The 13,170-nt window shown below is 54.5% G+C and carries 14 protein-coding genes; 11 read left to right on the top strand and 3 right to left on the bottom strand.

Features of this window, described 5'->3' with window-relative positions; all coding sequences use genetic code 11:
- The first annotated feature begins 90 nt into the window (after positions 1-90).
- Genes ACQ3G7_RS08845 through ACQ3G7_RS08825 form a run of 5 tightly spaced genes read left to right on the top strand, consistent with a single transcriptional unit; the run spans position 91 to position 5,069 of the window.
- A complete protein-coding gene (locus ACQ3G7_RS08845) occupies positions 91-963 on the top strand; it encodes a carbohydrate ABC transporter permease (protein ID WP_263098216.1) in 873 nt (290 codons plus the stop codon).
- A complete protein-coding gene (locus ACQ3G7_RS08840) occupies positions 953-1,840 on the top strand; it encodes a carbohydrate ABC transporter permease (protein ID WP_430889561.1) in 888 nt (295 codons plus the stop codon). The genes ACQ3G7_RS08845 and ACQ3G7_RS08840 overlap by 11 nt, the downstream gene beginning before the upstream one ends.
- 11 nt (positions 1,841-1,851) lie before the next feature.
- Positions 1,852-2,676, top strand: coding sequence for a glycerophosphodiester phosphodiesterase GpdQ (locus ACQ3G7_RS08835; RefSeq protein WP_430889560.1), 825 nt, complete (start codon positions 1,852-1,854; stop codon positions 2,674-2,676).
- Positions 2,677-2,680: 4 nt separating this feature from the next.
- Positions 2,681-3,754, top strand: coding sequence for an ABC transporter ATP-binding protein (locus ACQ3G7_RS08830; RefSeq protein ID WP_430889559.1), 1,074 nt, complete (start codon positions 2,681-2,683; stop codon positions 3,752-3,754).
- Positions 3,747-5,069: an ABC transporter substrate-binding protein gene (locus ACQ3G7_RS08825; RefSeq protein WP_430889558.1), complete on the top strand. Its 1,323-nt coding sequence runs from the start codon at positions 3,747-3,749 to the stop codon at positions 5,067-5,069. Before ACQ3G7_RS08830 ends, ACQ3G7_RS08825 begins: the two co-directional genes overlap by 8 nt.
- Positions 5,070-5,168: 99 nt before the next feature.
- On the opposite strand, the gene ACQ3G7_RS08820 is transcribed toward ACQ3G7_RS08825, so the two are convergent.
- A complete protein-coding gene (locus tag ACQ3G7_RS08820; protein WP_430889557.1) occupies positions 5,169-5,618 on the bottom strand; it encodes a hypothetical protein in 450 nt (149 codons plus the stop codon).
- 85 nt (positions 5,619-5,703) lie between these two features.
- Complete coding sequence (locus ACQ3G7_RS08815) at positions 5,704-6,741, bottom strand: hypothetical protein (protein ID WP_430889556.1); 1,038 nt, start codon at positions 6,739-6,741, stop codon at positions 5,704-5,706.
- A gap of 149 nt (positions 6,742-6,890) precedes the next feature.
- On the opposite strand from ACQ3G7_RS08815, the gene ACQ3G7_RS08810 reads away from it, so the two are divergent.
- A complete protein-coding gene (locus ACQ3G7_RS08810) occupies positions 6,891-7,136 on the top strand; it encodes a zinc ribbon domain-containing protein (RefSeq protein ID WP_430889555.1) in 246 nt (81 codons plus the stop codon).
- A gap of 25 nt (positions 7,137-7,161) precedes the next feature.
- Here the strand turns inward: ACQ3G7_RS08810 and ACQ3G7_RS08805 are convergent, their stop codons facing one another.
- Positions 7,162-7,560, bottom strand: a complete 399-nt coding sequence (locus tag ACQ3G7_RS08805) for a winged helix-turn-helix transcriptional regulator (protein WP_263098224.1) — start codon at positions 7,558-7,560, stop codon at positions 7,162-7,164.
- A gap of 164 nt (positions 7,561-7,724) precedes the next feature.
- Here ACQ3G7_RS08805 and ACQ3G7_RS08800 point away from each other — a divergent pair, with 164 nt between their 5' ends.
- From ACQ3G7_RS08800 to ACQ3G7_RS08780, 5 genes are all read left to right on the top strand, one after another.
- A complete protein-coding gene (locus tag ACQ3G7_RS08800) occupies positions 7,725-8,165 on the top strand; it encodes a DoxX family protein (RefSeq protein ID WP_430889554.1) in 441 nt (146 codons plus the stop codon).
- A 26-nt stretch (positions 8,166-8,191) separates the two neighbouring features.
- The gene (locus tag ACQ3G7_RS08795) at positions 8,192-8,740 is read left to right on the top strand and encodes a flavodoxin family protein (RefSeq protein ID WP_430889553.1); all 549 of its coding nucleotides are present in this window, start codon (positions 8,192-8,194) and stop codon (positions 8,738-8,740) included.
- A 662-nt stretch (positions 8,741-9,402) separates the two neighbouring features.
- Positions 9,403-10,191 (top strand): IclR family transcriptional regulator, encoded by a 789-nt coding sequence (locus ACQ3G7_RS08790; RefSeq protein ID WP_430889552.1) that lies wholly within the window; start codon positions 9,403-9,405, stop codon positions 10,189-10,191.
- A gap of 4 nt (positions 10,192-10,195) precedes the next feature.
- Positions 10,196-11,101, top strand: a complete 906-nt coding sequence (locus ACQ3G7_RS08785; RefSeq protein ID WP_430889551.1) for a dihydrodipicolinate synthase family protein — start codon at positions 10,196-10,198, stop codon at positions 11,099-11,101.
- A gap of 9 nt (positions 11,102-11,110) precedes the next feature.
- Positions 11,111-13,078 (top strand): YjhG/YagF family D-xylonate dehydratase, encoded by a 1,968-nt coding sequence (locus ACQ3G7_RS08780; RefSeq protein WP_430889550.1) that lies wholly within the window; start codon positions 11,111-11,113, stop codon positions 13,076-13,078.
- Positions 13,079-13,170 lie beyond the last annotated feature (92 nt).

Here is a 13,170-nt window from a genome sequence, read left to right as displayed (position 1 = left end):
TTAAACAGTCACCTTTACGCCATCCTTTTGCAGCATTACTTTCACAGACTCTCTGGCTTTCAAAACCCGTAAATTCGCTTTGAAACGCTTATGAGAAAATACTGGCTTCCGTGGTTGATCCTGTCGCCGTCGCTGCTGTTCCTGGCGCTGTTCACCTGGTTCCCGCTGCTACGTTCGGTGTACGACAGCCTGTTCGATACCCGCATGGCAAGCGACAACGCCCCCTATGTCGGACTGGGCAATTTCGCCCGCCTGCTGGAAGACACCGTTTTCTGGCAATCCCTGTTTAACAACCTGGTTTACATCCTGCTGACCGTTATTCCGGGCGTGACGCTGGCACTGCTGCTGGCGGTGGCGTTGTGGGAAAACCACCGCATTAACCGCTGGCTGCGCACCGCGTTCTTCTTCCCGATGATTATCCCGATGGTCAGCGCCGCGGCGCTGTGGCTGTTCATTTTTATGCCCGGCCTCGGCATGCTCGATCACTACCTGGCACAGATCTTCGGCCCGATGAACAATAACTGGCTCGGGCGCAGTAACAGTGCGCTATTTGCCCTGGCGCTGATTGGCGTCTGGAAGTTTGCCGGTTACTACATGCTGTTTTTCCTTGCCGGGTTACAAAGCATCCCGGCGTCTACCCGGGAAGCGGCAGTGATGGAGGGCGCAACCGCCACGCAAGTGTTCTTCAAAGTCACCCTACCGCTGCTGCGCCCGACCATCAGTTTTGTGATCACCACGGCGCTGATCTACTCCATCACTCAGATTGACCACGTAGCCGTGATGACGCGCGGTGGGCCGGATAACGCCACCACCGTGCTGCTCTATTACATCCAGAACCTCGCCTGGGACACCCACGATCTTGGCAAAGCCTCCGCCGCGACCTTCCTGACGCTGGCAGGCCTGTTCATCTTTTCGCTGGTTAACCTGAAACTGCTTGAGAGAGGAGCGCATTATGAGCGTTGAGGTTTCACCCGCCATCCCGCACGCACCGTCCGTGACTCGCCCATTGTGGCTGCGTCTGCGCCACTCACGCCCGATCACCCTCGCGGCGTTAATGATCTGTCTCGCACTGCTGTGGATTAGCCCGTTTATCTGGATGCTCTCTTCCGCCTTCAGCGCCACCACCTTTGGCGAGGAGATGGCATCGATTCTGCCGCGCTTCCCGCTGACGCTGGATAACTTCCGCGATGCGTGGGACAGCGCCAACTGGCTAAGCCTGTACGCCAATACGCTGATTTTCGCCTTCGGCACCTTCGCCGTGCAGCTCATCACCATTACCACCGCCGGGTACGTTTTTGCCTGCCATGAATTTCGCGGCAAGCAGACCCTGTTCGTTCTGTTTCTGGTGCAACTGATGATCATGCCAGTGGTGATGATGATCCCCAACATGCTGACGCTGAAAACCTTCGGCCTGCTCAACACCCTGACCGGCGTGATGATGCCCTACTTCGCTTCCGCATTTGGCGTCTTCCTGATGCGCCAGGCGTTTCTCGCTATCCCGAAAGAGATTGAAGAAGCGGCGCTGATGGAGGGATGTCGCTGGTGGCAGGTGCTGTTCCGCGTGATGTTGCCTATGTCGTGGCCATCGGTACTGGCCTTCGCCACCGTCAGCATTACCTACCACTGGAACGAGTATTTATGGCCGCTAATGATGCTCAACGATCCGGACAAACAAGTGCTGACGGTAGGGCTGGTCTCTTTCGCCATGGGCGCCGAGTCCGGCGGTCAGTGGGGCATGATCAGCGCCGGAACGTTAATGGTCTGCCTGCCGCTGATGGTGGCGTTTATTGCTTTTCAGAAACAGTTTCTCCGGAGCTTTGGCTTCTCCGGCATTAAATAAGGAGTGCAGTGATGTTTTTAGCGCAAATTTCCGACACCCATTTTCGCAGTCAGAACGAGAAGCTGTATGGCTTTATCGACATTAACGCAGGCAATGCCGACGTGGTCTGCCAGCTTAATGCCCTGCGCGAACGCCCGGATGCGGTGATCGTCAGCGGCGATATCGTGAACTGTGGTCGCCCGGAAGAGTACCGCGTGGCGCGCCAGATCCTCGGCGGGCTCGACTACCCGCTGTTTGTGATCCCGGGTAATCACGATGACAAAGCCCACTTTCTGGAGTACCTGCGCCCGCTGTGCCCGCAGCTTGGTACCGACCCACAGAATATGCGCTATGCCATTGATGATTTTGCCACCCGCCTGCTGTTTATTGATTCCAGCCTCGCCGGGGAGTCAAAAGGCTGGCTGACAAGTGAGACGCTGAACTGGCTGGAAGCGCAGTTAATCGCGGGCGGCGACAAACCCACCGCGGTGTTTATGCACCACCCGCCGCTGCCGCTGGGCAACGCGCAGATGGATCGCATCGCCTGTGAAAACGGCCATCTGCTGCTGAAGCTGGTGGAGCGCTTCCCGTCGCTGATCCGCATTTTCTGCGGTCATAACCACAGCCTGACCCTGACCCAGTACCGCCAGGCAACGATCGCCACCGTTCCGGCGACCGTGCACCAGGTGCCTTATTGCCATGAAGATACCCGCCCGTATTACGATCTGTCGCCCGCTTCATGCCTGATGCACCGCCAGATCGGCGATCAATGGGTCAGCTACCAGCATCCCCTGTCGCACTACGCAGGCCCGTGGCTGTATGACGAGAACATCAGTTGCCCGGTAGATGAGCGCTAAGTACATGTTAAAACTGCAAAACGTCAGTAAACAGTTCGAGGGCAAAGCCGCGCTGAGCGCGCTGTCGCTGGATATCCACGACGGGGAGTTTGTGGTACTGGTTGGCCCCTCCGGCTGCGGTAAAAGCACCCTGCTACGCCTGATCGCCGGGCTGGAGAGCGTCAGCGAAGGCGCTATCTGGCTGGGCGACGAAGAGATCACTGCGCGCTCACCCCGTGAGCGTAACTTTGCGATGATCTTTCAGAACTACGCACTGTTTCCGCACCTTTCCGTGCGCGACAACATCACCTTCGGTATGAAAGTGCGCAACGAAGAGAAAGCCAGCTGGCAGCCGCGGCTGGATCGCGTGGCGCAGATGCTCCAGCTCGACAGCCTGCTGGATCGCAAACCGGCGAAACTCTCCGGCGGCCAGCGTCAGCGCGTGGCCATGGCGCGCGCCATCGTGCGCAACCCGAAGTTGTTCTTAATGGATGAACCGCTTTCCAACCTCGATGCGCGCCTGCGTACGGAGGTGCGCGACAGCATTATGGCGATGCACCAGCAGCTAAAGACCAGCACCATTTACGTGACGCACGATCAGACGGAAGCGATGTCGATGGCCGATCGCATTGTGGTGATGAACGGTGGTCACGTGCAGCAAGTTGGCCGCCCGGAACACCTGTATGCCCACCCGGCGAACCTGTTTGTTGCCGGGTTTATTGGCTCACCGGCGATGAACCTGCTGTCGCTGCCGTGTGCAAACGGTGAGGTGCTGCTGTGCGAGCAGAGTCTGCCGCTTCCCGCGCATGCCCATGATTTACATGACGTTTGGCTGGGCATCCGCCCGGAGCACATTACCGATGCGCCGGAAGAAGGCCAGTTAGTATTGCCCGCTACCGTCATCCAGCGGGAGCTGATGGGCGCTGACTATCAGCTTCACGTCAGCACGCCGATCGGCAACCTGCGCTATATCCGCCGACACCGGGGCGATGTTCCCAACAAAGGGGACACACTCAGCGTCGGTTTTTCACCCCTTGATTGTCATCTTTTTAATGCCGAAACGCGGCTTAACTTACACCAGGAGAGAGACCATGCCTAAGCCTCTGACAAAGACGTTGCGAGCGCTTACTTACAGCATCACCCTTGCGATAAGCGGTACCGCGCTGGCGCAGGAAAAAATCGACTTTATGTTTCCCGCCCCGGTGGACGGTAAACTGACGATGGAGATGACGCGGGTCATTAACGCCTTTAACGACTCGCAAAAAGAGGTGGAAGTCCGCGGGATTTTTACCGGCAACTATGACACCACTAAAATGAAAGCCGAATCCGCGCAGAAAGCGGGCCAGCCACCCGCGCTGGTGATCATGTCCGCCAACTTCACCACCGACCTGGCGCTGAAAGATGAGATCCTGCCGATGGACGAGTTATTCAAATTCGGCGACAAAAAAGCAGGCGATTTCCTGCAAAATGAGTTCTGGCCAGCCATGCACAAAAACGCGCAGGTGATGGGCGTGACTTACGCCATTCCGTTCCACAACTCGACGCCGATTCTGTATTACAACAAAACGATGTTCGATCAGGCGGGTATCAAACAGCCGCCGCAGAACTGGAAAGAGCTGCTCGAGGACGCAAAAAAACTGACCGACCAGAGCAAAGGCCAGTGGGGCATTATGCTGCCCTCCACCAACGACGATTACGGCGGCTGGATCTTCTCTTCGCTGGTTCGCGCCAACGGCGGCAACTACTTCAACGAGAATTACCCTGGCGAAGTGTATTACAACGCTCCGACCACCATCGGTGCGCTGCGCTTCTGGCAGGACATGATCTACAAAGATAAGGTGATGCCGTCCGGCGTGCTGAACTCCAAACAGATCAGCGCCGCGTTCTTCTCCGGCAAGCTGGGTATGGCAATGCTGAGCACCGGCGCGCTGGGCTTTATGCGTGAGAACACCAAGGATTTCGAACTGGGCGTGGCGATGATGCCCGCGCAGGAGCAACGCGCCGTGCCGATCGGCGGCGCCAGCCTGGTGAGCTTTAAGGGCATTTCCGATGCGCAGAAAAAAGCGGCTTATCAGTTCCTGACCTATCTGGTGAGCCCGGAAGTAAACGGCTCCTGGAGCCGCTTCACCGGCTACTTCTCACCGCGCAAAGCCTCGTACGATACGCCGGAGATGAAGGCGTACCTGAAGCAGGATCCGCGCGCCGCTATCGCGCTGGAACAGTTGCAGTATGCGCACCCGTGGTATTCGACCTATGAAACGGTGGCAGTACGTAAAGCGATGGAAAACCAGCTTGCGGCCGTGGTGAACGACGAGAAAGTCACCCCGGAAGCTGCCGCCGAGGCGGCGCAGAAAGAAGCCGACACGCTGATGAAACCATACGTGGAGAAAACGGCGCTGCAGGCCGTGAAATAAAACGCCGCGTTACCCCGCAGGGAAGCGGGGTACGTCGCATCGTACTGAAAAAGGTAGATGATATGCAGACGCTACTACTCCAGTGAGCACTTACCAACTTCACAAGGTCATACTGAGCGTCGCTTGCCGGGTTTTAGGGTCATAGTCTATCGAAAACGTGTTTGCCTCCGGCACGCCCGGTTTGTGCCATTCTTCCGCACCGTATATCAGGCTCTGGTCCCGCTGGTAACCCATACTTTTCAAGTAGTCCCGCAATGCCTCAACGTTACGGGCATTCTCAAAAATGATGCTATTCATTGATGGGTAACCATCACCATTGTGGAATTCAAAGTGATAATTCGCGGTGATTCGTGGGGCTTGCGCAATCGCATCCTGCGTCAGTGAGTGGTAATTCCATAAATTTTGTTCGGTATACACCGTGGTTTCGCCAAGGCTGGAAAGCATCAACCAAAGCAAAAAAAACAGCACGAGACCCAATGAGACGACAAATAATATCCCCCACTTCAGCACGCTAAACATTAACGCAGCGGGTTGACTGATATTGCGCATGAGCTGTTCCTTTTCATCCTTGAATGTTGCCGCCCTTTTAAACGAACCTGACCCCGTTAATGACCATTTTTAATGGCAAATGGCATTATTCCTCCCGCGCGAGGATCTTCGCCAGACAGTTGTCGAGCTGGTGGCGCTGCAAATAAGCGGTCACCGCGCGTTCCCAGCCTTTCCCGTCCCCCAGCACTGCCCGGCTATGGGCTTGCGCATAAAGATAACGGGTATCGTACAAATTCAGCAGCGACTGGTTCATGGCATCAATATTTGCGCCGGTTTTTTGACACTTCTCCTGCTGAATAGCCAGCGAGTGTAAAACACGCTCCCGCGTCTCTTCATTCGGGGTATAGACCTGCTCGCTCAGTTCACTGAGTACGAGAAATTGCGGTTGCGTGCCTTCAAGTATTGCCGCTTGCAGGCGATCGTGCCCATCGAGGATGACAAACGACGCCAGCCCGGCGATAAACCACACCAGAACCGGCGGCAGCGCGTTCTCACGGCACTTCTTGCGCCACCATTTTACGCGCCCGCTGTTTGCGTCTACCGGATAGCGGGCAAGCAGCAGATGACCGCCCCACCACCAGTCGACAAAGGTGACTTTTTCCGGGTTTTGCAGATCGGGAAAATCTTCGCTGTAAAGCGCCCAGTTGACGCTGATCTGCGCACTGCTGGCAGGCGTCTGAAAGCGCCACTGCTCAAATGGCAGGGGTTTATTGACGATATAGGGCGCTGTCGGCTTTACCGACTCCATCGGCCGCAGCAACCAGCGTCCTGGCGGTAACAGCGGCGTAGGGGCTTCCATCAACTGCCGGGCAAAATAACGGCACCAGTGGCTTTGCCAGTTCGCTTCGCCGGCCCGTTTCGCGTTCTCCACCTCCGCAGAGCTCACCGCGGGCAGCAACAACGCCTGAGCGGGATGCTCCCCGTTAAACACCAGCCAGACACCCGAGTGATCTTTCAGCATCGTTGCCCAGAACAATGTTGCGCCGTTCACCTGCAACGCCATGCGCCCGTTGTGCCCACTCTGCATCTCCATCGCCTGACCGTCGCCCGCGCGCACCCTCAGCTCCAGCCCTTGCCAGCTGTCGTTGCGATCGCGAAGATCCTTCCACCAGTACTCTGTCATTGCGTTCTCCTTGCGAGGTGAGGGGAAAGTGTACGGCAACAGCCATTGGCTATAACCATAAAAATAATCCGGTTATTTGATCGGCGGGGCAATTCACTGCCCGCAGGAGTTGTATATTTATTATCCAATCCACAGACAAGGAGCGCACCATGCCACACCCAGAACAGTACTGCCACTCCTGCGGAATGCCACTTTCCGCACCGGATGCCCGTGGCCCGAGTGACCACTATTGTGCTTACTGCACCGACAGCGAAGGTAACCTGAAGTCCTGGGAAGAGGCCGTATCCGGTCTCGCGCAGTATCTCGATTCCTGGCAAAATGTGGGCAACGAAGAAGCGCGTAAACGCGCCGTTCGTTATCTGACGTCGATGCCCGCCTGGGCCGATCGGGCTTAAATACAGCAAGGCTGCGGAACCCACGTTACACCGTGGGTTCCTTTATTTTTGGCGCATTGGCCTCGTCATACGCCACCTGCGCAGCCAGCACGGCATCCATATTGTGTTCCACCCAGTGAGCCAGCACCGAGACGGTTTCCGTCAGCGTACGCCCGAGCGGTGTGAGGCTGTACTCGACCGATACCGGCACGGTGTAAAACACTTCGCGGGCAATAATGCCGTCGCGCTCCAGCTTGCGCAGCGTCTGGGTGAGCACCTTTTGCGTGATCAACCGGATATCCCGTTTCAGGCCGTTAAAACGCATCGGCCCGTTCTCCAGGCGCGCCAGCACTAACAGCGCCCATTTATCCGCCAGACGCGACAGCATGTCGCGCGTTGGGCAGCGGTTATCATAAATATCGTAAGGAATGGACGGCTTAATCATAACGACAAATTCTCGTAGTAGGTTTCCTCAAGGAAACGTAGTGACCTTTGGGTGCCTTCTTCCGCAACCGCAGCGGGGTGTGTATAACTCAGACCTAAGTTTCTATTTGATACTAAGGCGCCAGAAATGGCAAAAATTCTCCTACAGGATTGAAAGGAAAAAGGATGATTACGCGGTTAAATCAGGCATTTATTAACCTCACTTCGCACCCGGATTTCGGCAAGCTGCTGCTGCGCCTGACCTTTGGCGTGCTGATGCTGTTCCACGGCGTTGCCAAAGTACAACATGGCGTGGGCTGGATCGCCGGTATGCTGGCGGCGAAGGGATTACCGGGGTTTATCGCTTACGGCGTATTTATTGGTGAAATCATCACTCCGGTGTTAATTATTATTGGGCTGTTTACCCGCCAGGCGGCATTTATTTATGCATTTAATATTCTGGTCGCCACATTGCTGGTGGGCATGGGTAAATTCTTTACCCTGACCGACGTTGGCGCGTGGGGTCTGGAAAGTGAGGCGCTCTACTTCCTGGGTGGCCTGAGCATTATGTTTTTGGGCGCGGGGAAATATGCCCTGTCTGCCGATAAAGAAAAAGAATGGCGTTAGTTATCTCTCATTAACAGGAGAAAAATATGTCAATTGTTGTGGTTTATTATTCTGGTTATGGGCACACCAAAGCAGTGGCGGAGAAAGTGGCCGAAGGCGCGAATGCACAGCTTATCGCAGTGGATAATAATGGCGATATTCAGGAGAGCGACTGGCAGGCGCTGAATGACGCGAAGGCGATCATTTTTGGTGCCCCAACCTATATGGGCGGCGTGCCGTGGCAGTTTAAAAAGTTTGCCGATGCCAGTTCCAAAGCCTGGTTCACTCGCGCCTGGCAGGATAAAGTGTTTGCCGGTTTCAGCAACAGCGCCAGCCTCAACGGTGACAAACAGGTTTCGCTGCAATACCTGCAAACCCTCGCGTCACAGCATGGCGGCATCTGGGTCAGCCTCGGCCTGCTGCCCGCTAACACGCTGGCCGCGACTCGCCAGGACATCAACAACCTCGGTGGTTCTGTCGGCCTGCTGGTGCAGTCTCCGTCCGACGCGGGTGCCGACAAAATCGCCTCCGGCGACCTGGATACCGCAGTGAAATTCGGTCAACGCATTGCGGATATTACCCGTCGCTTTAACTGAGTCTGCCGGGTTTGAATAAGATAAGGCCGGGGAGACCTGGCTTTATTTATTTTAACAACACGGGCTTAACACCAGCAGCAGAAATGCGATCAATCGGCAACCTGTTCGCAGGTGACACATCAGCATCGATCATCAGTATTTTCTTATCAGAATTCATTAAACTCATAAAAAATGTTGTGAATTCAGCCAAAGGCCAACCACTTCGTTTTCATTGTTATCACTCGTGATTTTTATGATTCGGCGTAGAAAATTCCTGCGTCAGCCACGGTTTACATTGCTGCACGGCTTGTCGTTTCGCTTTTTTTGACGGCTGACGAAGTCGTCATTCCCTGCGGGCAGTTTATCCGGTAAGGCAATACGCAACCGTTTTTGCGACAGCGCGCTCATAGTCATCAGTCACGACGATGTTTGCCATCATCCCGGAACTGCCCGCCACACAGCCGGATCTCGTGCAATGGTCCTCCGTTTTTGTCCTGTTGTGTGGTGCGGTACTTGCCGATATGTTAGTTCCTCTTTGCGCACAACCTCATTAATCCCTCTATTTGTCAAACTGCGTATTAGATCACGTTTCATTCCTTCATCCCGGTTCAGCCTGTTGAACTCTATATATTCTCCACCCTCCCGGATGGATAAACTTTATATCAACAGCAAGAGGGAAAACGATGGCGGGAAAAGGATGTAATTCTCTGATTCGCGCAGAAAAAATATTAACTCACATCGCCTATGTTGGCGTGGCGAGCTATATGGAGCTGTTAAAGGAATTTCAGCTCCCGAAAAGTAGCCTGCTTAATTTATTAAATGTGATGGTGGATTGTGGCTTTTTGGTTAAAAACGAGAGCAATCAGTATGCGCTGGGAATTAAAAATTATGAACTGGGTTGTCAGGCATTACACCGAAAAAATATTTTCGAAGTGACCAAACGTCCCATGCAGGAACTGTCGCTGAAAAGCGGACTGGTGTGCCATTTAGGCGCGATGGAGAGCTATTCAGCCATCTACCTCGACAAAGTCGAAAGCCCGAGTTCCGTGCCCACACGCAAAAGCTGGATTGGTAAAAAACTGGAATTACATATCACCGCGCTGGGCAAGGCATTATTAGCATGGAGATCCCGCGAAGAGATTGATTATTTTTTAAATGCGTTAACGCTGAAAAAACACACCAGTAATACGTTTACCGATAAAAAACTGTTTCTGGAGGAGTTACAGAAAACGCGACTACGAGGATGGGCCATCGACAATGAAGAGTCAACTTATGGTGCCGTCTGTTTAAGTATGCCGGTATTTAATATGTATAACCGGGTTAACTATGCGATCTCCTTATCGGGTGACCCGATTGTTTATTCGGGTAATAAGGTCGACGGTTATCTGGAATTGCTTCGGCAATGCGCCGGACAAATATCATATGGACTGGGATACAGGAATGACAATGAATACTTAAGAAAAGGAAACTGAGGTAATGAAAACATTCAGGGGAATTATTCCGCCGGTCTCCAGCACGTTTAATCGCGACGGGACAATCGATAAAGCAGCAATGCAACATGTTGCTGATTTTTTGATAAATAAAGGCGTGAATGGGCTTTTTTATCTGGGCACCGGCGGCGAATTCAGCCAGATGAGTTCCTGCCAACGGATGGCTTTCGCCGAAAACGCTATCGCAGTGGTTGCCGGGCGGGTCCCCGTATTAATTGGTGTTGGCTCCCCTTCGACGGACGAAGCCGTGACGCTGGCACGCCATGCTGAGGCCAGTGGCGCCGACGGTATCGTTGCGATTAACCCCTATTACTGGAAAGTCGCCCCGCGCAATCTGGACGATTATTACCAGCAAATCGCCCGCAGTGTCAGCCTGCCAGTGATCATTTATAACTTTCCGGACCTGACCGGTCAGGACTTAACGCCGGAGACCGTCAAACGGCTGGCGCTGCAAAATGAGAACATCGTCGGCATCAAAGACACCATCGACAGCGTGGGTCACTTGCGCACAATGATCAACACCGTCAAAGCCGTGCGTCCTGAGTTTGCGGTGTTCTGCGGCTACGATGATCACTTACTGAATACGCTGCTATTGGGCGGTGCGGGTGCGATTACCGCCAGTGCCAATTTTGCGCCGGAATTATCCGTTGGCATTTATAACGCCTGGCGCAATGACGATCTCGCCACTGCCGCCACGCTGAATAAAAAACTGCTGCAGCTACCGTCGATTTATTCCCTGGAAACGCCGTTCGTCTCCCTCATCAAGTACGCAATGCAGTGCGTAGGGTTGCCCGTGCAAACATATTGCCTGCCACCCATCTTAGAGGCATCGGAAGAGGCAAAAGAGAAAGTTCATGCGTTATTGATGGCGCAGGGAATTTTACAACCATAAGGGGGTAATATGTCGGTTCGCGATATTTTAGATAACAACAGCCAGGATATTTACTGCGTCAGAACCCATGCCGCAGGGCCGCAAGGTGAACTGCCGCTCACACCGGACATGTTGATTAACCGCCCCAGCGGCGACATTTTTGGCATGACCATGAATGCGGGTATGGGTTGGACACCCGATGAACTGGATCGGGACGGTATTTTACTGCTCAGCACGCTGGGTGGACTACGCGGCGCGGACGGCAAACCTGTTGCGCTGGCACTTCATCAGGGGCACTACGAGCTGGATATACAGATGAAGGCGGCAGCAGAGGTGATCAAAATGCACAACGCCCTGCCCTATGCCGTCTATGTTTCCGACCCCTGTGATGGTCGCACGCAGGGAACAACCGGGATGTTTGATTCGCTGCCGTACCGTAATGATGCTTCCATGGTGATGCGCCGCCTGATCCGTTCATTGCCCGGCGCAAAAGCGGTGATCGGCGTGGCAACCTGCGATAAAGGCCTGCCGGCAACCATGATGGCGCTGGCGTCCCAGCACGACAAAGCGACGGTACTGATCCCCGGCGGCGCGACCTTGCCTGCACGTCATGGAGAAGACAACGGTAAAGTACAGACCATAGGCGCACGCTTCGCCAACGGAGAACTGTCGCTACAGGCCGCTCGTCGTGCGGGCTGCCAGGCGTGCGCCTCTTCCGGTGGCGGCTGCCAGTTTCTGGGTACAGCAGGAACATCGCAGGTCGTGGCGGAAGGCCTTGGGCTCGCGCTTCCCCACTCCGCGCTCGCCCCTTCCGGCGAACCTGTCTGGCAAGAGATCGCCAGAGCCTCCGCGCGGGCTGCACTGCACCTGAGCCAGCGCGGCATCACCACCAAAGATATCCTCACTGATGAAGCGATTGAAAACGCCATGGTTGTGCACGCCGCATTTGGCGGTTCCACCAACCTGCTGTTGCATATCCCGGCAATTGCTCACCAGGCCGGTTGCCGTATTCCAACCGTCGAGGACTGGACCCGCATTAATAAACGGGTGCCGCGACTGGTGAGCGTGTTGCCAAATGGCCCGGTTTATCACCCTACGGTGAATGCCTTTATGGCGGGCGGCGTACCGGAAGTGATGTTGCACCTGCGTAGCCTGGGTTTGCTGCACGAAGAGGTCATGACCGTCACGGGCTGTACACTGAAAGAAAACCTCGACTGGTGGGAGCACTCGGAACGCCGGCAGCGGTTTAAAGCATTGCTACGCGCGCAGGAACAGGTCGAGCCGGATGAGGTGATCATGTCGCCGCAACAGGCGCTCGAACGTGGCTTAACCTCCACTATCACCTTCCCGGTGGGGAATATCGCGCCGGAAGGTTCGGTCATTAAATCCACGGCCATTGACGCCTCGGTTATTAATGATCAGGGGATCTATTACCACAAAGGCGTAGCCAAAGTTTACTCTTCTGAAAAAACAGCCATTTACGATATCAAGCACGATAAAATTAAAGCCGGAGATATCCTGGTGATCATTGGCGTTGGCCCGTCCGGTACCGGTATGGAGGAGACCTATCAGGTTACCAGCGCACTGAAACACCTCTCTTACGGTAAACATGTGTCACTGATTACGGATGCCCGTTTCTCCGGGGTTTCAACGGGTGCCTGTATTGGCCATGTTGGGCCAGAAGCGCTGGCTGGAGGAGCAATCGGAAAATTACGCACCGGGGATCTGATAGAAATTAAAATTGACTGTCGCCAACTCCAGGGAGAAGTCAATTTCTTAGGGAGCAGCACCGATGAAAAATTACCATCACGGGAGGAAGCCAGCGTTATTTTAAATGCCAGAAGTAGCCATCCGGATCTTATGCCAGACCCTGAACTACCAGACGACACAAGGCTTTGGGCCATGCTTCAGGCGGTGAGTGGAGGAACCTGGCGCGGATGTATCTACGACGTTGATAAAATTAATGAAGCTCTGCGAGGCGCTATAAATAAATCCTGAAAAATATAAACAGATAAGAACATCTTCACCCTAAATAATTCAGACTGTTGGCGAAAATACCGCGACAGCCTGAATTATGTTGGGTCATTACC

The organism is Kosakonia sp. N21 (assembly GCF_050587465.1).
Classification (GTDB): Bacteria; Pseudomonadota; Gammaproteobacteria; order Enterobacterales; family Enterobacteriaceae.
Note: the sequence above shows the minus strand (reverse complement) of the source record. Positions and strands in the feature narration are given on the sequence as shown.

Coding starts and splice junctions, on each gene's coding strand:
- ACQ3G7_RS08845 (WP_263098216.1), top strand. CDS start 91: ATGAGAAAATACTGGCTTCCGTGGTTGATCCTGTCGCCGTCGCTGCTG.
- ACQ3G7_RS08840 (WP_430889561.1), top strand. CDS start 953: ATGAGCGTTGAGGTTTCACCCGCCATCCCGCACGCACCGTCCGTGACT.
- ACQ3G7_RS08835 (WP_430889560.1), top strand. CDS start 1,852: ATGTTTTTAGCGCAAATTTCCGACACCCATTTTCGCAGTCAGAACGAG.
- ACQ3G7_RS08830 (WP_430889559.1), top strand. CDS start 2,681: ATGTTAAAACTGCAAAACGTCAGTAAACAGTTCGAGGGCAAAGCCGCG.
- ACQ3G7_RS08825 (WP_430889558.1), top strand. CDS start 3,747: ATGCCTAAGCCTCTGACAAAGACGTTGCGAGCGCTTACTTACAGCATC.
- ACQ3G7_RS08820 (WP_430889557.1), bottom strand. CDS start 5,618: ATGCGCAATATCAGTCAACCCGCTGCGTTAATGTTTAGCGTGCTGAAG.
- ACQ3G7_RS08815 (WP_430889556.1), bottom strand. CDS start 6,741: ATGACAGAGTACTGGTGGAAGGATCTTCGCGATCGCAACGACAGCTGG.
- ACQ3G7_RS08810 (WP_430889555.1), top strand. CDS start 6,891: ATGCCACACCCAGAACAGTACTGCCACTCCTGCGGAATGCCACTTTCC.
- ACQ3G7_RS08805 (WP_263098224.1), bottom strand. CDS start 7,560: ATGATTAAGCCGTCCATTCCTTACGATATTTATGATAACCGCTGCCCA.
- ACQ3G7_RS08800 (WP_430889554.1), top strand. CDS start 7,725: ATGATTACGCGGTTAAATCAGGCATTTATTAACCTCACTTCGCACCCG.
- ACQ3G7_RS08795 (WP_430889553.1), top strand. CDS start 8,192: ATGTCAATTGTTGTGGTTTATTATTCTGGTTATGGGCACACCAAAGCA.
- ACQ3G7_RS08790 (WP_430889552.1), top strand. CDS start 9,403: ATGGCGGGAAAAGGATGTAATTCTCTGATTCGCGCAGAAAAAATATTA.
- ACQ3G7_RS08785 (WP_430889551.1), top strand. CDS start 10,196: ATGAAAACATTCAGGGGAATTATTCCGCCGGTCTCCAGCACGTTTAAT.
- ACQ3G7_RS08780 (WP_430889550.1), top strand. CDS start 11,111: ATGTCGGTTCGCGATATTTTAGATAACAACAGCCAGGATATTTACTGC.